Annotated in this window: 15 protein-coding genes; 9 read left to right on the top strand and 6 right to left on the bottom strand. The window is 41.0% G+C overall.

Annotated features, from left to right (window positions below):
- The first annotated feature begins 82 nt into the window (after positions 1 to 82).
- The 3 genes from BEGALDRAFT_RS17440 to BEGALDRAFT_RS17430 all read left to right on the top strand — a co-directional run bounded on the left by BEGALDRAFT_RS17440 (position 83) and on the right by BEGALDRAFT_RS17430 (position 5,547).
- Positions 83 to 1,108, top strand: coding sequence for an aspartate-semialdehyde dehydrogenase (locus tag BEGALDRAFT_RS17440; protein ID WP_002692334.1), 1,026 nt, complete (start codon positions 83 to 85; stop codon positions 1,106 to 1,108).
- Between the two features lie 315 nt (positions 1,109 to 1,423).
- Positions 1,424 to 4,192, top strand: a complete 2,769-nt coding sequence (locus BEGALDRAFT_RS17435) for a FimV/HubP family polar landmark protein (RefSeq protein ID WP_002692333.1) — start codon at positions 1,424 to 1,426, stop codon at positions 4,190 to 4,192.
- 1,004 nt (positions 4,193 to 5,196) lie between these two features.
- A complete protein-coding gene (locus BEGALDRAFT_RS17430; protein WP_002692332.1) occupies positions 5,197 to 5,547 on the top strand; it encodes a cold-shock protein in 351 nt (116 codons plus the stop codon).
- Positions 5,548 to 5,679: 132 nt separating this feature from the next.
- Here the strand turns inward: BEGALDRAFT_RS17430 and hslU are convergent, their stop codons facing one another.
- Together hslU and BEGALDRAFT_RS17420 are read right to left on the bottom strand one after the other, a co-directional pair.
- Positions 5,680 to 7,002, bottom strand: a complete 1,323-nt coding sequence (hslU, locus tag BEGALDRAFT_RS17425) for an ATP-dependent protease ATPase subunit HslU (protein ID WP_002692330.1) — start codon at positions 7,000 to 7,002, stop codon at positions 5,680 to 5,682.
- 113 nt (positions 7,003 to 7,115) lie between these two features.
- Entirely contained in the window at positions 7,116 to 8,102 is a 987-nt protein-coding gene (locus tag BEGALDRAFT_RS17420; protein WP_002692321.1) for an XdhC family protein, read from the bottom strand.
- A gap of 232 nt (positions 8,103 to 8,334) precedes the next feature.
- Between BEGALDRAFT_RS17420 and BEGALDRAFT_RS17415 the strand changes: the two genes are divergently transcribed.
- Positions 8,335 to 9,897 carry an acyl CoA:acetate/3-ketoacid CoA transferase gene (locus BEGALDRAFT_RS17415; protein ID WP_040295025.1) on the top strand — a complete coding sequence of 521 codons (1,563 nt, stop codon included), beginning with the start codon at positions 8,335 to 8,337 and terminating at the stop codon, positions 9,895 to 9,897.
- A gap of 324 nt (positions 9,898 to 10,221) precedes the next feature.
- Complete coding sequence (locus BEGALDRAFT_RS17410) at positions 10,222 to 11,181, top strand: Rpn family recombination-promoting nuclease/putative transposase (protein ID WP_002692318.1); 960 nt, start codon at positions 10,222 to 10,224, stop codon at positions 11,179 to 11,181.
- 27 nt (positions 11,182 to 11,208) lie between these two features.
- On the opposite strand, the gene BEGALDRAFT_RS17405 is transcribed toward BEGALDRAFT_RS17410, so the two are convergent.
- The 3 genes from BEGALDRAFT_RS17405 to sthA all read right to left on the bottom strand — a co-directional run bounded on the left by BEGALDRAFT_RS17405 (position 11,209) and on the right by sthA (position 13,691).
- Complete coding sequence (locus tag BEGALDRAFT_RS17405; protein WP_198284588.1) at positions 11,209 to 11,730, bottom strand: transposase; 522 nt, start codon at positions 11,728 to 11,730, stop codon at positions 11,209 to 11,211.
- A gap of 20 nt (positions 11,731 to 11,750) precedes the next feature.
- The gene (locus BEGALDRAFT_RS17400) at positions 11,751 to 12,080 is read right to left on the bottom strand and encodes a transposase (RefSeq protein ID WP_040294833.1); all 330 of its coding nucleotides are present in this window, start codon (positions 12,078 to 12,080) and stop codon (positions 11,751 to 11,753) included.
- A gap of 216 nt (positions 12,081 to 12,296) precedes the next feature.
- Positions 12,297 to 13,691: a Si-specific NAD(P)(+) transhydrogenase gene (gene sthA / locus BEGALDRAFT_RS17395; RefSeq protein ID WP_002692315.1), complete on the bottom strand. Its 1,395-nt coding sequence runs from the start codon at positions 13,689 to 13,691 to the stop codon at positions 12,297 to 12,299.
- Between the two features lie 259 nt (positions 13,692 to 13,950).
- Between sthA and BEGALDRAFT_RS17390 the strand changes: the two genes are divergently transcribed.
- From BEGALDRAFT_RS17390 to BEGALDRAFT_RS17375, 4 genes are all read left to right on the top strand, one after another.
- Positions 13,951 to 15,033 carry a hybrid sensor histidine kinase/response regulator gene (locus BEGALDRAFT_RS17390; protein ID WP_002692313.1) on the top strand — a complete coding sequence of 361 codons (1,083 nt, stop codon included), beginning with the start codon at positions 13,951 to 13,953 and terminating at the stop codon, positions 15,031 to 15,033.
- Between the two features lie 29 nt (positions 15,034 to 15,062).
- Entirely contained in the window at positions 15,063 to 15,974 is a 912-nt protein-coding gene (prmB, locus tag BEGALDRAFT_RS17385) for a 50S ribosomal protein L3 N(5)-glutamine methyltransferase (RefSeq protein ID WP_002692311.1), read from the top strand.
- A 101-nt stretch (positions 15,975 to 16,075) separates the two neighbouring features.
- Complete coding sequence (locus BEGALDRAFT_RS17380; RefSeq protein WP_002692309.1) at positions 16,076 to 17,014, top strand: carbohydrate kinase family protein; 939 nt, start codon at positions 16,076 to 16,078, stop codon at positions 17,012 to 17,014.
- A gap of 116 nt (positions 17,015 to 17,130) precedes the next feature.
- Positions 17,131 to 18,069: a carbohydrate kinase family protein gene (locus BEGALDRAFT_RS17375; RefSeq protein WP_002692307.1), complete on the top strand. Its 939-nt coding sequence runs from the start codon at positions 17,131 to 17,133 to the stop codon at positions 18,067 to 18,069.
- A 576-nt stretch (positions 18,070 to 18,645) separates the two neighbouring features.
- Here BEGALDRAFT_RS17375 and BEGALDRAFT_RS17370 read toward each other — a convergent pair.
- Positions 18,646 to 20,115, bottom strand: coding sequence for a RimK family protein (locus BEGALDRAFT_RS17370; protein WP_002692305.1), 1,470 nt, complete (start codon positions 20,113 to 20,115; stop codon positions 18,646 to 18,648).
- Positions 20,116 to 20,140 lie beyond the last annotated feature (25 nt).

Below are 20,140 nucleotides of genomic sequence, written 5' to 3'. Positions count from 1 at the left end.
AATTTAATGACTGATTTCTGCTTAATTTCAAGCGCAACTAAACACGCTAAATATAAATTGTTTTTTTGGAGAATATTGTTAAATGAGTCGTCGTTTGTTTGATGTTGCCGTTGTCGGTGCAACGGGTGCGGTGGGCGAAACCATGATGTCCATTTTAGAAGAACGGGATTTCCCAGTCGGAAATTTATATCCCGTTGCCAGCAGTCGCTCGGCGGGGACTCGTTTGCAATTCAAAGGCAAAAGTGTAATGGTTGAGGATTTAGAACAATTTGACTTTAGTAAAGTTCAAATTGGCTTATTCTCTCCTGGTGCTTCTGTTTCTAAAATCTACGCGCCTAAAGCAGGGGCAGCAGGCTGTATTGTGGTTGATAATACCTCACAATTCCGCCAAGATGCTGATATTCCGTTGATTGTTCCTGAAGTCAACGCACACGCCATCGCACAATATAAAAACCGCAATATCATTGCTAATCCTAACTGTTCTACCATTCAAATGCTGGTTGCTTTAAAACCCATTTATGATGCAGTCGGAATTGAACGCATTAATGTTGCAACTTATCAATCTGTTTCTGGTACAGGTAAAGAAGCTATTGAAGAGCTTGCCAATCAAACTGCAGCCCTTTTGAACGGCAAACCAATTACTGCTGAAGTTTATCCGAAGCAGATTGCTTTCAACGTATTGCCACATATCGATGTTTTCATGGATAACGGCTACACCAAAGAAGAAATGAAAATGGTGTGGGAAACCCAAAAAATCATGGAAGATGAGAAAATTCTCGTTAACCCGACTGCTGTACGTGTTCCTGTTTTCTATGGACATTCCGAAGCAATCCATATTGAAACCCGCGACAAAATTACAGCGGAACAAGCACGTGCCTTACTCAGTAAAGCCGCTGGTGTTGTTGTGTTAGATGAACGGGAAGCAGGTGGATACCCGACCGCAGTGACTGAAGCCGCAGGCAAAGACCCCGTTTATGTTGGACGTATTCGCGAAGACCTTTCCCACCCTCGTGGTTTAAATCTGTGGGTTGTTTCTGACAATATTCGTAAGGGTGCAGCCTTAAATAGCATCCAAATTGCAGAAATTTTAATAAAAGACTATATATAATTTATAGTTAGTGGTAAATTATAAAGTATATTCGAGATATGGCTTAGAACTTGGTATATTGACATACAATTTTTAATCTGTAGTCTTTTAGCAGGTTTATTTTGAACTACAGTTATTCATTAATCGTTCATATATCCAAGTTCTAAATACCAACGTTGAGAGAGGTATGTCGTGCTGTTCTACCAAGGCTTACCGGGATTGCTGCATAGCCCCAATTCCCATCGTGCATTCGGCGAACACGACCCAGTAAAAAAGACTGCCTCCCGCTACCTGCACGGGCATACTCACCGGTATAGGTAAAAGAAGGAGATCGTGATGACGCGCAAACTACCGTTAGCCTTAGCTTTATCAAGCATACTATTCAGCACTAACGCCAACGCATTGGGATTGAGTAATATTGATGTTACTTCCCATCTCAATGAACCGTTTAAAGCCAAGATTAACGTATTATCTATTCCAAAATTAGATAATAACAAAGATAGTCTTGTAGCTACTTTAGCTTCTGCGGAAGCCTTCCGTCGGGCAGGTATTGAACGCCCCTACGTATTGAATGAATTACGGTTTGAAATAGAACCAACGGATGCGACGCAAGCCGTTATTCACATCAGGACGAATCAACCCGTTAAAGAGCCATTTCTAAACTTTTTAGTTGAAGTTAAATGGCCTAGTGGGCGTATTCTTCGTGAATATACCGCCTTATTAGACCCGCCTTTATACGAACCTAAAATTGCCAGTGCACAACCACCAGCAACGGTTGGAGCCATGAGTGCCAATAAGACAACCTTATTGCGTCCAACTGGTAAAGCCAGTAACAGCTCCAGTAGTAGCAAACGTGGCACTGTGACAGGGGGGGAGTACCGTACAACAAGCGGTGATACGCTCTCATCGATTGCTAGCCGTACCTTGCCAAGTAACACCTCGTTACGACAACACATGAATAGCATTTATGACGCAAACCCTGATGCTTTTATCGCGGGCAATATGAACCGTTTAAAAGCAGGGCAAGTCTTACGTGTTCCTGATTTTGATGGCACTTTAAAACCTGCGGAGGTCAATCGGGCTGTTGCATCTGCTGCAAGCACATCACGTCCAGCTGCTACACAAAAAAAGCCTGAAAAAGCCCCCGAGTCTGCTTTAAAAGCAGCGGCTGCACAGACGGGACCAAAATTAACGGATGAACCATCTGTTCGCATTGCAGGTTTAGAACAAGGTAATAACGCACAAGCTGGTAATCCCAGCAAAAGTGCTGAATTAGAGACGCTCAGAACCTCTCTTGCAAGAGTAGAAGAAGAAAATTTGCGTTTAAGCAATGAAAATAAGACGCTAAAAGAAGATTTACAAAAAAATAATGACTTAATTGTTACGATGAAAAAGCAATTAGATGAGTTAAACACCCTCATTAAATTGCAAAATGAACAGCTAGCAACATTACAAACCCAACTGAGTCAACCTGTTAAACCTGTGGACTCTGCTGCTGCAACAACATCAGCAGGAACATTGCCAACAGTAAAAACGACAACGACAGCAACAACAACTGTTGAACCTACGAATACTACGGCAACTACAAGCCCAACAGAAGTAAACCCCACAACGCCAACCAGTAATTTACCAGTAGAAACAACAGTGAATAAACCAACTGTTGCAACCCCTGTTGATAGCTCAACCTTACAAGCAGGGACACAACCCACTGGAACATTACCAACAGAAACAACGGTTACAGCCAAGCCAACAGAAACAACGACTATCGTACCGAACGATACAACGGCAACCACCGCTACACCTGATAATACCGCCACAACAACACCAACGACTGAACCAGTAACAAATACACCCACCGCAGAAGCAGGGGCAGACGCTAACAAAACAGCAGAGACAACCTCAACAGCTGAAACAGCAACAACACCTAGCACTGCGACAGATGAAGCGGTTGAGCCTACAGGCATATTAGATATTGTAGAAGAAACAATACCTGGCGGTTTAATGACTTTAGGTGGGATTGGTGGCGGATTATTGTTATTAGGTGGTGGCGCGTTCTTATTATCTCGTCGTCGGAAAGCCAAAGAACAAGAAGAAGAGGATATTCGCCAAGAGTTAGAGCGTCTCAAAGCGGAAGAGCAAGATAATACAGATGATACTGAAACGCTTACAACCGCAAAAGCGGCTGATGATGCTGTTGAGGAAGATATCTCTGCATTAATGCAACAAATCTCCAATGAAGATAGTACATCAGGCGTTTTAAATGATGAACTATTTGAAGAAGTTGATGTCTATATCGCTTATGAACGCTACGATCAAGCAGAAGACTTATTACGTAATGCCCTAGCTGAAGACCCCACTCAGCAAGAATACCGCATGAAATTATTAGAAGTCTTAACCGCAGCGAAGAAAGTCGATGCCTTTGAGACCGAAGCAAGAATATTGCATGATGCGACTGGTGGTAAAGGGGTTTTATGGGAAAGAACCCAAGCATTGTGGCAAGATTTGGATACAAACCGTGAGCTTTTTGCGGATAGTCCTGCTTCTACAAGTAAAGCTGGCGTTGCCGCCGCTGCAATTGGTGGTGCTGCGCTAGGCGCGGGATTAATGGCGACATCAGGAAACGATGACGACCTCGATTTCGATTTAGACATGGGTGCAGACGACACAGCCAGTTTAGACACAGGCAGTGACGACCTCGATTTAGACATGGGTAACGATGACCTTAGTTTAGACATGGGCGCAGACGATACCGCCAGTTTAGATATGGGTAACGATGACCTTAGCCTAGACATGAGTGGTGATGAGCTTAACAGTTTATCACTAGATGATGATACTCAACTGTCTCTTGGCAATGATGATTTAGAAATGGATGCAGGAAATTTCTCTTTAGATAACGATTTAGGACTGGACAGTACAGATTTAAACAGTGATTTAGGCGATTTAGATCTAGAGTCTGATGATATTGGAGATAAATTTAACCTCGCACAAATGTATCGAGATATGGAAGACAATGATACTGCACGTAATATCCTCTCTGAAATTCTTGCGGAAGGTAATGCCGAGCAGAAACAAAAAGCACAAACAATGATGGAAGAAATCAGTTAGTATATCATTGAACGTTACAGTGTTATATAAAAAAGCCTTCACATAATGAAGGCTTTTTTTATTGTTACTGAGTTCGATGAGTTTTCTAAAATAACGCGAGTACGGCGAGATTCTTTTAAAAAGACAACAGCTTGAATGTTGTAGGGTGGAATAGCGAAGCGTATTCCACCTTGAAATTCTGCAAAAACTGAGCAAAAACAGATTATAAATCGTATGGTGGAATATGCTTTGCTATTCCACCCTACATTTTTTAGTTGAAAAATTCTAAACGGTTTTCGCCACTCGCCGAACTAGCGTTAATTTAAATTTAGGACTGCCAGTCCTTCGCGTCGTTTTATAGTGCGTTTACTTAGTTTAACCTGAGTTCGGCGAGTTTTTTAAAAAAGACAACAGCTTGTCTGAATCTTGTCGGGTGAATCTCGATGAAAAACAAGAGAGTAATCTCTGCCAGTCCTTCAAACCTTTTCGCGTGTTCCTACAGACCTGCTAGGTTTTAAAAACCTAGCAGGTCTCTGTTTTATTTTATAAATATTGCCGAACTCAGGTTATCCCTACGTCAAAATTTACTGATTCTTTAGACAATACATTGAATTATCTAGGCATATCCCCCTATGCGGTTTTAAGAGTGAATCCTTTATAGTTCGTCACTTTATTTGCCAAAGCTGCACCGTGTTACCGCCAATGATTAACCCCCTCCTTTTTGATTGACGAAATACTGATAAAAACGTCAAAAATTTGACACTTTTATCGTTTTGTTATGGTATTTAGCCTTACCTCGCTTTAGGATTATTTCAAATAAAAACAAAATATTATTTTAATGGCGCAATATTTGCGATATCTATCCATAATTCAGACGATAAGTCTTTTGTAAGAAAATCGTAACAATTTATTATCTTGTTTTAATTTAAAAAATTTTAAAAGCAGGCTTAAAGTAAACTGTGATCATTACTCATCGTTTTCTGCTTGCATAAACAAGATTTCTTCTGACGCTAGGAGAAGGTAAAATGCAAAGAACCCGTTTTTATATATTGATGTTATTCGGATTATTATTAATGCAGGTAGGATATGCAGAGGAAGCCGTTTCAGCCACTACAACAAAGTCAGTCAACCTGAATAATGCGGCAAACTCAGAAATTCAGCAGATAGGGACAGTAAAATGGTTTGATAAACAAAGCGGTTTTGGTTTTATCATTCCTGATGCAGGGGGAGAAGAAATTTTCGTACACTTTAGCAATATTATTCCCTCAGAACCAAATGGTCGTCGTTCTTTATCACAAGGACAACGTGTCGCTTACACGACAACAATTGTGAATAATGAACAGCATTTAGTGAGCGTAACTCCTTTAGCACAATAAAGTTGGGTTTAATAACTTTTTAATACTAAGTTAATTGGTTATTACCCCCTTTGAGTGCAGGGGGTAATGTTGTTATAACGATTAGCGAGTCAAGACTGACCATCTTGACCGCATTAAATATCTCTCAACGCATTAAAGAATATACTGACTTAAATCTTCATTTTTTACGAGTTCACCCAATTGTTTATCCACATATTGCGCATCAATAACGACTCGCGCCTGATTCGCATCCGCTGCTTCAAACGATAAATCTTCTAATAAACATTCCATGACAGTATGCAAGCGACGTGCACCAATATTTTCCGTGCGTTCATTCACTTGCCACGCCATTTCAGCAATACGCTGAATAGCATCATCCGTAAAATTCAGCGTTACCCCTTCTGTTTTTAACAACTCAATATATTGCTCCGTTAAGGACGCATTTGGCTCGGTTAAAATACGGGTAAAATCGCTGACGCTTAACGCATTTAACTCAACGCGAATAGGTAAACGCCCTTGTAATTCTGGAATTAAATCAGAAGGTTTAGAGAGATGAAACGCACCTGAAGCGATAAATAAAATATGGTCTGTTTTCACCATGCCGTATTTGGTGGAAACGGTGCAACCTTCTACTAAGGGCAATAAATCCCGTTGCACGCCTTCGCGTGAAACATCTGCCCCGCTGACTTCTCCACGGCGCGTGATTTTGTCAATTTCGTCTAAAAAAACAATGCCACTTTGTTCTACACGCTCAATGGCTTGTAATTTTAAATCATCCTCATTAATTAACTTATTGGCTTCTTCTTCTTGCAACAGTTTCAGTGCATCTTTAACGCGCAATTTACGGCTACGAGTGCGACCACCTGACAAATTTTGAAACATACTTTGCAATTGATTGCTCATCTCTTCCATACCTGGTGGTGCCATAATTTCTACACCGATACGGGATTCGCTCACCTCAATTTCAACATCTTTATCGTTTAACTTACCCTCACGCAACATTTTGCGAAACTTTTGCCGTGTTGAAGACTCCTCGGTGTTGTCTTCCTGTGTGTGACGTGCAGGCGGTAATAACACATCTAAAATACGCTCTTCAGCAGCGTCCATTGCTTGCGGGCGAATTTTCTGCACAGCTTCTTCACGCGCCATTTTTATCGAAATATCGACTAAATCACGAATCATCGATTCAACATCACGCCCAACATAGCCGACTTCGGTAAACTTAGTTGCTTCTATCTTAATAAAAGGAGCTTTTGCTAACTTCGCTAAACGTCGAGCAATTTCTGTTTTTCCAACCCCTGTTGGCCCTATCATCAAAATATTTTTAGGGGTGATTTCTGCCCGTAAATGTTCACTGACCTGCATCCGCCGCCAACGGTTACGCAAAGCAATCGCAACAGCTCGCTTTGCGGCATCCTGCCCAATGATATGTTTGTCCAACTCGCTCACAATCTGTCTTGGCGTTAATTCACTCATAATATTATTTAGTTATCCCTAATTTACTTAGCCTATCGTTTTAAGCACTACAGCGGATTTTATAGCAATTTCAGAAAAAGTGGGAAAATCTCCGCTTAAATCCTGATAAATCTTTAAGCTGCCACACATTGACGCAACAATTGAATTTTGCCTTGCGCTTGGTTCAATAAATTCGCCCGTATTGCCATCATCTCTGCCAAAATCGCAATGGCAATTTCAGGCGGGGTGCGACTGCCAATCGGTAAACCAACAGGCGCGTGCAATTTCTCAAGGGCTTGGGGAGTAATCCCTAATTCTTGTAAACGACTGCGTCGGGCTTCTGTGCTTTGCTTAGACCCTAACGCACCGACATAAAAAGCGGGTGAGTTTAACGCTTCTAACAGTGCCATATCGTCTAATTTAGGGTCATGTGTCAACGCTACCACTGCACTACGAGCATCTTTAATATAGTGCAGTACTGCATCATCAGGCATTTGCTGGGTGAATTCTGTTCCTTCTACTTGCCAACTGCTTGCATACTCAACCCGTGGGTCACAGATAATAACGTGATAGCCCAACGGTAGCGCGAATGAGGCTAAATAATGCGAAGCCTGCGCCGCGCCAATAATTAATAATTGCCAAGTCGCGCCGTAAACTTGGCTAAAATGCGTTTCATCATAACTTAAAGCACTGTCTTTTTGCGGGATTTTCCACGTTATTTGCCCTGTGCGTAAATCAACATTGCGTTGAATTAACTGTCGATTTTTTAAAGCCTGCACGGCGGGCGCAACTTGTTCAACATGCTGTAACGGCTCTAATAATAGTTCTAAAATGCCCCCACAGGGTAAGCCAAATCGTTCGCTTTGTTCTTTCGTCACGCCATAGCGTAAACGGCTGACTTGTTTAAATTCTCCCTGTAAAACCCGTTCTAAAATATCACCTTCTACGCATCCGCCCGAAACTGAGCCGATTAATTCCCCCTGTGCATTAATCGCCAGTAACGACCCTACAGGACGAGGTGCAGAACCCCATGTTTTTAAAACTGTTATTAAATACACGGGTTGCTGTGTGGATAACCAATGATGCACTTGTGATAAAACGGATAATTCTGTGGTTTGCATAGTCACATTCCTAAAGAAAAAAATCATTTAAGGATTAAAATAGGGGTAGGTGTACAGAAAAAAATGGCAGATGCTGAATAAAAAACAGTATTCCGCTAAGCGACAGCACAATGCTTTGTGTTGACTGTTGTTTATCTGTTGATGCGCAAAAATATGTTTGACCAATAAGCGCAGTCAATCATCGTTCTGTGTCTGTCAACTTTTATTAAAACAGCATGATAAAGATAAAAAAATGCGTAATAAAATCATGACCGCACTCGAGGCGGTAAAACTCATCAAGGATGGAGACACATTGGCAACAAGCGGTTTTGTCGGTACTGGATTTGCCGAAGAGCTTGCAATTGCGTTGGAAAAACGTTTTTTAGAAACAGCTGAACCGAAACAGCTAACCCTTGTCTATGCCGCAGGGCAAGGCGACGGACAAAGTCGTGGTTTAAATCATTTAGGACATGAAGGATTGATTAAACGGGTTATTGGCGGACATTGGGGCTTAGTGCCTGCGTTGGGTACATTAGCTCGTCAAAATCGAATTGAAGCGTATAACCTGCCACAAGGTGTCATTACTCACTTATATCGAGATATTGCTGCCCATAAACCAGGCACGATTACCCATGTTGGACTACATACGTTTGTCGACCCACGTGTTGAGGGCGGGAAAATTAACAGTAAAACCACAGAAGATATTATCGAAGTCGTTAATTTAGCAGGGAAAGAATATCTTTTTTATAAAGCCTTTCCGATACATGTCGCCTTTTTACGGGGTACGACAGCGGATGAACAAGGCAATATTTCTATGGAGCATGAAGCCCTTGTCTTGGAAAGTTTAGCGATTGCGCAGGCGGTTAAAAACTCAGGTGGTGTCGTTATTGTCCAAGTTAAACGGCTCACTGCACGTCATATGTTAAGCCCACAACTGATTAAAATTCCAAGTATTTTGGTTGATTGTGTGGTCGTTGCTCAAGCAGAAAACCATCCGCAAACGTTTGGCGAGTATTACAACCCAAACTATACGGGAGAAACTCGTACTATTGCGGATGGGTTGCCCATTTTACACTTAGATGCACGTAAAGTGATGGCACGTCGTGCGGCGTTTGAGTTACAAGAAAATGCTATCGTTAATTTAGGCATTGGAACACCTGAAGGGATTGCATCGGTTGCTTATGAAGAAGCGATTTTGCACTCTTTCACCATGACCATAGAACCTGGAGGCATTGGGGGCATTCCAGCGGCGGGCTTGAGTTTTGGCGCGGTTGCAGATGCAGATGCGATTATCGACCAACCTGCACAATTTGATTTTTATGACGGTGGGGGCTTAGACCAAGCTTTTTTAGGCATGGCACAAGCGGATAAATTTGGCAACGTCAACGTTAGCCGATTTGCCTCACGCATGACAGGCGCGGGTGGTTTTATTAATATCAGTCAAAACGCGAAACAAGTCTTTTTTATGGGAACATTTACCTCAGGCGACCAAGAATTTTTTATTGAAAATGGACACATCCAAATTTTTTGCGAAGGGACACAGCGAAAATTTGTCGAGCATGTGCATCATCTGACATTTAACGGACAATATGCCCTGCGTAAAGGGCAGAAAGTGTTATATATCACCGAACGTGCTGTTTTTCAGCTAACGACAGAAGGGATGTTATTAATAGAAATCGCGCCCGATATCGACCTTAGTAAAGATATTCTTGCCAATATGGATTTTGTCCCGTTAATTTCTCCCAATTTACGCCGTATGGATGAGTGCCTTTTTAAAGCAATACCAATGGGGTTAAAACAACGGTTGTTGAATTAGGGGTTTTTTAATCTGAATTCTGCGAGATTTATAAAATAAAATAGAGACCTGCTAGGTTTTGAAAACCTAGCAGGTCTGTCAGAACGCGCGAAAATGTCTGCCAGTCCTTCAAGCTGGTTTTTCATCAGGATTCAACAGACAAGATTAAAACATTGTCTGAATCAGGATTTTCAGGATTAACAGAATTTAAACCCCTTAGAATCACGCTTTTTAATCCTGCGATAGCAAACGCACTATAAAACGATGCGGAAGACTGCCAGTCTTAAATTTAAATAATTTTATGATACGTTTACTATATCTTCCCAAGCATGAGGACGCATCAACATGACCGACAAATCCCTAGGCACATTCATCAACCCCTTCACCGATTTTGGCTTTAAAAAAATCTTCGGTAGTGAAGAAAGTAAACCCCTACTCATCAGCTTTCTTAATGATTTATTACCGATAAAACACAAAATTGTCAGCTTAGAGTTTAAAAATATCGAAAAGCTCGGCATGTTAGAAGAAGACCGACGTGCCATCTTTGATATTTATTGTCGGGATGAAAAAAATCAGGAATTCATTGTTGAATTACAACGTGCAAAACAAGAACACTTTCAAGACCGCGCCACTTACTACGCCAGTTTCTTAATTCAAGACCAAGCCAAAAAAGGCAAATGGGACTTTGAATTAACCCCGATTTATTTCATTGGGATTTTAGACTTCTCCTTAGCCAGCTTTCCCGATGAGCGTTACTTACATTTCGGACAAATTACCGATATTTACAGCAAAGAAGTGATGTTTAAGAAATTGAACTTCATTTACATAGAAATGGCGAAATTCAAAAAGCAAGAATCCGAATTAGCGAACCATTTAGAATGGTGGTTATATTTCCTGCGTGAATTAGTAACGTTTGACGATATGCCGAGAGAATTTCAAGGAGATATTATTGAAGAAGCCTTTGCGTTAGCCAAATTAGCCAACATGAGTTATGAAGACCGCCATGCGTATGAATTGAGTTTGAAATACTACCGCGATTTCATCAATGTGCTTGATACGGCTAAACAGGAAGGAATTGAGATAGGTCTGGAGAAGGGCATTGAGATTGGGATTGAGCAAGGTGTTAAAAAAGGGATTGAGCAAGGGGTTAAGCAAGGCATCGAACAAGGGATTGAACAAGAAAGAATGAAAGTCGCACAAGAAAGAATAAAAGTCGCAATCGCATTGAAGAAAAACAATGTGCCTCTTGAGCTTATTATGGTTGCAACGGGATTAACACACGAAGAAATTGAGCGATTAGAGTAAACGCACTATAGAACCGATTTGAAATGTTTAAAAAGAAGCGATTCGTTTAATCATGAGTCTGATAAAACACAGTTTCAGTTTAGCGTTAGCATTCTCAAGAGTCCGTTCAAAGTTCTTAACTAAGGACTTACATCGCTCAACCCAAGCATTAGAACGTTCTACTACCCATCTTGCTTTAACAGGTACAAAGCCTGTCTTACCTTGTGCTAACTTTTCTTGCTTATTGGGCTTGGGAGATAACTCAAACTGGATTTTACTCAGAATATCAGGATAAATTTTTTCTAACGCTTCCTGAATACGCACAGGATGATAGCCATTATCCAAGAGAATTGTCGTTTTAGGCATCTCTAAAGGTTTGTTCCTGAAGTAATCGATATTCTCCTTGAACAGCTCAATCAATCCTAAGTCATCATTGATATTGGCTTTTGTACAGCGTGTAAACAAGGGCAAGCCTAAACTATCAACGGCTAAGTGTCTTTTAATTCCATTGGTAGCTTTGTAAAAGCAGAAGCCTTTACTTTGACGACTCGCCAGACAAGTATTTTTCACCGCTTGGGAATCTACTATGATTAGGCTTGTATATTGAGCGTTTTTTTTGATTGCGTGCGGGCATTTTCATGTAAGCCTATCATCAATTTATCGATAACTCCCGAAGCCCGCCATTGTTTATAATGCCAATAAACCGTTGAATAGGGAGGGAAGTCTTTAGGAAGGTCGCCCCAATGGCAGCCATTTTTGAGCTGATAAAGCATTGCATCAAATAGCAGGCGATAGCCCCATTTATGCGGACAGGTAAGCTTTTTTTTGGGCAATAACGCATTTAAGAGGGGTTCAACCACTGCCCATTCTGCATCTGTTAGGCTACTTGTGTAAGGACTCTTTTTGTTTTGTTTTTTCATCTTTTACATTTTATCTTAGACTTCAAATAGGTTCTATAAAACGATGCGGTGAACTCCTAGTCCTAAATTTAAATCTTTTTATGATACATTCTGATTCAGACAAAAAACCTGCCAGCTTTTTAAAGTCTAGCAGGTCTATGTTTTATATTAAAAATATTATAGAACGCAGGTTAGCGAGAAATCGCATATATCCCTACTTAATTTATCACTATCCCATCATAAACGATTTAACCCGTTCAGTGCCGCGACACGATAGGCTTCTGCCATTGTCGGATAGTTAAATGTGGTATTAGCAAAGTAAAGTACTGAATTAGCTTCGCCTTTTTGTGCCATCACTGCTTGACCAATGTGAATAATTTCTGATGCTTCTGCACCAAAACAATGGATGCCAAGAATGGCGAGGGTATCGCGGTGGAACAGAATTTTTAACATGCCGACGGTTTGCCCTGTGATTTGCGCACGGGCAAGACTGCGGAAAAAGGAATGACCGACTTCATAAGGTACTTTCTCTTCGGTTAATTCTTTTTCTGTTTTACCAACGGAGCTGATTTCTGGCGCGGTATAAATCCCTGTGGGGATATTGGCGACAAGGTGATATTCACAGAATCCATCAACTAATTCTGTGCCTGCAAAACGTCCTTGGTCGTAGGCAGCACTGGCAAGGCTAGGATAGCCAACAATATCACCAACCGCGTAAATATGTGGGAGTGCGGTTTGATATTTTTCATTAACGTCTAATTGCCCACGGCGGTTAGGTGCAATGCCTATTTCTTCTAATCCCATATTTTGGGAATTCCCTGTGCGTCCGTTTGCCCAGAGTAATAAATCACTGCGAATGGCTTTGCCTGATTTAAGATGTAAGGTGACGGATTCATCAGTGGCTTCAACAGAAGAATATTCTTCATTATGACGAATGATAATACCGCGTTCGCGCAAATGATAAGCCAATGCGTCGATGATTTCGTCATCTAAAAAGGCAAGTAATTTTTCACGGGTGTTAATTAGGTTTACTTTAACACCGAGTCCGCGAAAGATGGATGCATATTCGCAACCGATAACCCCAGCACCATAAATAGTAATAGAATTGGGTGTTTGCTTTAATTGTAGTATCGTATCGCTGTCGCAAACGCGCGGGTGTGAAAAATCAACATCGCGGGGGCGATAGGGGCGTGAGCCTGTGGCAATGACAAAGCTATCCCCGCGATATTGTTTTCCAACACTGCCATCTTCTTCTATGACTTCTATAATGTTTTGGTCGATAAAACGGGCATGACCGTAAATAATATCGACGTGGTTGCGGTCATAAAAGCCTTGACGCATCCGCACTTGACGGTCGATAACGCTGGCAGCACTGTGGAGTAAATCAGGATATTGAATATTTAAGCGGTGAGAAACGTGTTCAAATAAAGGATTTGATTTAAATTCAACCAAGCGTTGCATGGCGTGGCGGAGGGATTTACTGGGAATTGTGCCCCAATGGGTACAGTTGCCGCCGATTTTGTGTTTTTCAATCAAAGCAACGGATTTACCTGCTTTTGCGGCTTTAATTGCCGCTCCTTCTCCGCCAGGCCCGCTCCCAATGACGATGACATCATAATGTTTTAAAACCATAACCATCCTTATCAGAGCTATTAGATTAAAATTACAGTATAATTAACGCCCATTTGTATAGATACAAGTACATAAAACTGTGACAAGTTGTTTTTCTTGCGATAAGTCTGTCTGTGTGGGCTTATTTTGTAGTGTGTGGATTTTTTATTCTTGAAGTTGTTTATTTTATCACTTGCGTTACAAAAAATATTTGTTCAATTCAATTGTCCTTAGCGAACTTTTTCTTGCATAGACTACCTTATAAAAGGATAGATTCCCGATGCTTCAGCCTAGCAAAATTTTAATTGTTGATGATGATTCCAGTATCCGCGAGCAATTAGAAAGCATATTGCAGGATGAAAAATATGAGATTCAGCAACTAGAGACTGGAACCGCTTTATTAGCGTGGTTATCTGAACATAGCGCGGATTTAATTTTATTAGATTTAATTTTGCCTGATATTGATGGCTTTGCGATTTGTCAAAAAATAAGAGAAAACGCTGAATTACAGCATATTCCGATTATTTTAATTTCATCGTTAGAACGTAGCGAGGTCTTAGCGCAAGGTTTAGACGCTGGTGCGGATGATTTTTTATCTAAGCCTGTTAATCGGATGGAGTTACGGGCGCGTGTGCGCTCTATGCTACGGATTAAACGGCAATATGATGAATTAGCGACAATGTTAAAACTCCGCCAAGAGTTATCGAACATGGTCATTCATGATATGTCTAGCTCCATTACCTCTATTTTGTTGCACGCAACCTTAATCGGTGAAAATGCCAGCGACGAGCCGACACAAACCCATGTCGAGCGGATTTTAATCGCAGCGGACAGGCTTGATTCTTTCGTTAACGACATGTTAATGATGGCAAAAATGGAAGAAAATAAATTATTAATCCATCCTAGCCGTACAAATGTCAATGAATTAGCCTTAGAAACACAGCAACATTTTAGTATCATTGCTGAATCTCGTAACATCGCGTTACAGTTAGAACTCCCTGAAAACCCAATTTACAGTATGTTAGATAGCCATTTGTTCCGTCGTGTGATAGATAATTTAATGGCGAACGCAATCCAATATTCTCCCGCACATTCTAAAGTTACCCTACGTTTATCTCATTTTTTAGACACACATCAATGGAGTCATCTACGGATGGAAGTCATTGATGAGGGTTCGGGCATTCCTGAAGAATACCGTGAACGGGTTTTCGAAAAATTCGAGGTGGTGGACTTAAAGAAAAAAGGCATTTCACAAATTGGCTTAGGCTTGGCATTTTGTAAAATGGTGATTACGGCACATCAGGGTAAAATTTTTGTGAATCCAAACCAACCACATGGTTCTATTTTTACCGTTGAAATTTAAACTTCCCTACTGACTCTATTGATAAATCTATGGACTATCCCATTGATGAACTGCACACCCCCGCCGATTTTATCCGCTGGAGTGCAAGCCGTTTTAATGAAGCTCAATTATATTTTGGGCATGGTACTGATAACGCTATCGACGAAGCCATTTGGCTCATCATGCACACGTTACATTTACCGAATAATGTTCCCGCGTTTATTTGGGATACTCGCTTAACTTACGCTGAAAAATCGGCGTTATTTGCGGTGATTGAAAAGCGTATTGACGAGCGTATTCCTACCGCTTATTTAACAGGCATGGCATGGTTTGCAGGGTTGCAATTTAAAGTTGACCCGCATGTTTTAATCCCCCGCTCGCCAATTGCCGAATTAATTAACCGCCATTATGAGCCATGGATTAAGCCTGAGAATGTGCATCGAGTCTTAGATTTATGCACAGGTAGTGGCTGTATTGCCATTGCTACCGCCCTGATTGCTTTCCCTGATGCAGAAGTCGATGCGGTGGATATTTCCCCCGAAGCCTTAGCCATTGCGCAAGCCAATATTGACGGCTACGACTTACAAGACCGTGTTTATGCTGTGCAATCGGATTTATTCAGTAATTTAAAAGGGATGCGTTACGATTTAATCGTTTCTAATCCGCCCTATGTGGATGCGGAAGAACTTGCAAATATGCCCGCTGAATATCATCACGAACCCCGCTTAGGCTTAGAAGCAGGACGTGATGGCTTATTATTCGCCCGAAAAATTTTAAAAGAAGCAATTCATTACCTAAACCCGCATGGTGTACTGATTGTTGAAGTCGGTGTCAGTCAATACGCCCTGATGGAAGCCTATCCTGATATTCCCTTTATGTGGCTCACTTTTGAAGCGAGCGAGGATGGCGTTTTCCTGCTCACCGCTGAACAATTACAAGAATACGCCCCTTATTTTGCTTAACCCCGCTCATTTCTAAGCGATAAAATGGGACTTGCTAGACGAAATCATTGAACTCGTGCAAACTTTGCCCATTTTGCATTACTCACAAGGAAAAATAACGCATGTCAGCATTAATTTGTGGTTCATTTGCTTTTGATACCATTATGGTTTTTAAAGACCAATTTAAAAATCACATCCTGCCCGAAAAAGTGCATATTTTAAATGTCTCTTTCCTCGTGCCTGATATGCGCCGTGAATTTGGAGGTTGTGCAGGCAATATTGCCTACAATTTAAAACTGTTAGGGGGCAATCCCTTACCAATGGCAACCGTTGGTACTGACTTCACCCCATACAGCCAATGGATGGATAATTGTCAAATTCCCCGCACCCATATCAAAACAATTGAGAATAGCTATACAGGTCAAGCCTTTATCACCACTGATATGGATGATAATCAAATCACTGCCTTCCATCCAGGCGCAATGAGCTTTTCTCATCAAAACAAGGTCAGTGATGCAAAAGGTATCACCATCGGCATTATTTCCCCAGATGGACGCGATGGCATGATTGAACATGCGCAACAATTCGCAGCGGCAAACATCCCTTTTATTTTCGATCCTGGTCAAGGAATGCCCATGTTTAACGGCGATGACCTGAAAAAATTCATCGACCAAGCCACATGGGTGACGGTCAATGACTATGAATGGGAATTAATGCGCGACCGCACTGGCTACACCCCTGAACAAGTTGCTGAACGGACTAAAGGGCTGATTGTGACTAAAGGCGGTGAAGGTTCTATTATTTACACCCAAGAAAAAACTTACGAAATTCCCTGCGCAAAAGCGAAACAATTAGTTGACCCAACAGGTTGCGGCGATGCTTTCCGTGGCGGTTTACTCTACGGCTTAATGCATGGCATGGATTGGGAAACCACAGGGCGAATTGCGTCTTTAATTGGGACGATTAAAATCGAACACAGTGGCACTCAAAACCACCGCTTTACTAAAGTTGAGTTTCAACAACGCTTTGCGGATAGTTTTGGTTATAATTTAACCCTTTAAATAATGGGTTATTTCTTGTAGAAAAGGGGCGCGTAAAGACCTTTATCGCGCCTTCTTTAATAAACAATATTTTAAAAATAACCTGATTTTACTGCTTAAATTTAGGAAGAGTTTGCATGAACGCGCTAATTTGCGGTTTTTTTGCGTATGACACCGTGATGGTATTTAACGAAAAGTTTAAACATCACATCTTGCTGGATAACATGCAGACGCTGGACGCACACTTTACCCTGCCTGATTTACGTCGCGAATTCAGTGGCTGTGCGGGTAATATTGCCTATAACCTGAAGTTACTAGGGGGAAGCCCTTTGCCCATGGCAACGGTAGGGACTGATTTTGCCCCTTATGCCGAGCGGTTAGAGCACTTAAATATTCCCCGTGATTGTATTACTGCGGTTGACCATAGTTATACGGCACAACGCTTTATCAGCCTTGATATGGATGACAACCGCATTACTGCCTTTCATCCAGGAGCAATGACGTTTTCTAATACTAACCGTATTTCTAAAGCCAAAGATGTCAAACTGGGTACGATTTCCCTAGACAACATTGATGCAATGCGCATTCATGCCCTGCAATATACAGAAGCTAATACGCCCTTTATTTTCGATCCTGCTCATTATATTTTTGAATTTGATGGCGATGATTTACTTAAATTTATCGAACAAGCGGCTTGGATATTGGTTGATGAAAAAGAATGCAAGTACATGGAGCAACAAACAGGGCTTAATCCTCAACAAATTGCGCAGCGGGTAGATGCGTTAATCATTATGCAAGGTGCGAATGGCGCGACGGTTTTTGCAGAAGGGGCGCGTTATCAAATTCCGCATCCGCCTGTCCGTGCCATGAATGATATTAATGCCTGTCGTGATGCTTTTTGTGCTGGGGTTTTATACGGGTTATCAAAAGAAGCTGATTGGGAAACAACAGGCAGAATTGCGACGCTTTTATGGGCGATTAAAGTTGAACATCATGGCGCACAAAATCATACCTTTACCAATGAAATTTTTAAAACCCGCTTTAAAAAGAGCTTTGGTTATGCATTGATTATTTAACCTAAGTTCTGCGAGTTTCTTTTAAAGCCCGTCTGAATCAGGATTAGCAGGGTTAATAGGATTTAAAACCCTAAAACCAAAAAGTCAGGTGAATGACGCTTTTTAATTCTGCTAATTCTGAAAATTCTGATTCAGACAAAAAAAGACCTGCTAAGTTTTTAAAAACCTAGCAGGTCTGTCGGAACACGCGAAAAGGTTTGAAGGACTGGCAGAGATTATTCTCTTTTTTTCATCGGGATTCACCAGACAAGATTAAAACCTTGTCTGAATCAGGATTAGCAGGGTTAATAGGATTTAAAACCCTCAAACCAAAAAGTCAGGTGAATGACGCTTTTTAATTCTGCTAATTCTGAAAATTCTGTGAATTCTGATTCAGACAAGCTGTTGTCTTTTTAAAAGAAACTCGCCGAACTCAGGTTAATTTAAATCTAGGACTGGCAGTCCTCACAGGACTGCCAGTCCTTCATGTCGTTTTATAATACGTTTGCTATAAAACTGACAGCAACTGTATTAAAAATAGTGTGCCAGTTCTATCTTTATCAATAGAATGTCTTATAAAAGCGGGTAAGTAGAAGATTAACGTTGTTGTTTTTTGCGGATACGCCGAATAAATTCTTTTAAAATGATATGATAAATTTTATCTTTAATCACAGCATTTTCTACGCCTTCATCCAAGTTGGGATTGTCATTAATTTCAATAACAACAACGCCTTTATCAGTCTGTTTTAAATCCACTCCATAGAATCCATCACCGATTTGGCTAGCGGCTTTAACAGCGGTTTTAATTACCTTTTTGGGGGTATCTTCAACCTCAAATGTGCGGAATGTTCCATAATCAAATTCACCGTTAGAACTGTGTTTCACGATTTGCCAGTGCGCTTCTGACATAAAATATTGACAAGCAAAAATCGCTTTGCGGTTTAATATTCCTATTCGCCAATCAAAAGCGGTATATAGATATTCTTGTGCTAATAAGATATCGGATTCTTTAAATAATCGATTGGTCATTTCTAATAGGGCTTCAGGCGTTTCCGCTTTAAAAACACCGCGAGAAAATGAGCCATCAGGAATTTTTAAAACAATGGGATAAGCAATTTCACGTTCTAATAAGTGCAAATTATCCCGATGTAAAATAAAGGTTTTTGGCGTTGGAATGTTATTGGCTTTTAATAGTTCAGCCAAATAGACCTTATTCGTACAGCGCAAAATAGAATCAGGGTCATCAATCACGACCATGCCTTCACTTTCTGCTTTTTTAGCAAATCGATAGGTATGATGATCAATATTGGTCGTTTCACGGATAAAAAGCGCGTCATATTCTGCTAGGCGGGCATAATCTTTCTTTTTAATCAAATCAACGTCAATGCCTAGTTCGCTGCCTATCGTGATGAATTTCTCTAGGGTTTCGGCATCGGAAGGGGGAAGCTTTTCGTTGGGGTCGTAAAGAATAGCTAAATCATAGCGGGTGACTTGTTTGTTTTTTTCGGGGGTAGAAAGATTGCGGGTGTAAGTTTGTAAGGCTTCAATAAATAATGGATATTGTTCTTCTGACAGGGCGTTGAGATGAAGCGGTTTAATCGATGAAATATGCCACGAACCTGAGTAGTTGAATTCTACTTTCATCAAAGGACAACTGAACGTTGCAAAGATTTGGCGTGCAATTTTTTTCAGTTCAGGCTTATCACAAAAACCGAATAAGATATAAGTCTCTAAAACTGTTGGGTTATTACCTTCATGTTTTCCTAAAATTTTATGTAGTAAATCATCAAGGCTGTCTGTATCTAAGCTGTAAATAGCTTTACTGCTTAAATCGCGTAGGGTGCGCACGCTTGGGATGACTTTATGACGGCGTGCTTCAGCAAGCAATGAGCAGTAATAACCGCGACTTAAATAACGGTAACTACGGCAGAGATTGATAACGCGGACGTTTTTTAAAGAAAAGTAGTAAGGTTGTGAAATATAGTCTTTTACAGTCACTACTTGCATACTTGGAAAAGACGCTTGCCAGTCGGCTGTATTTTCAACAACCACAAGGTGGGGGGGCATATTAATTGTTTACCTCAAGACGGTC

Source organism: Beggiatoa alba B18LD, from assembly GCF_000245015.1.
In the GTDB taxonomy this organism is placed as follows: domain Bacteria; phylum Pseudomonadota; class Gammaproteobacteria; order Beggiatoales; family Beggiatoaceae; genus Beggiatoa; species Beggiatoa alba.
The sequence above is the reverse complement of the archived record's forward strand: the minus strand, read 5'-3'. Positions and strand labels throughout refer to the sequence as shown.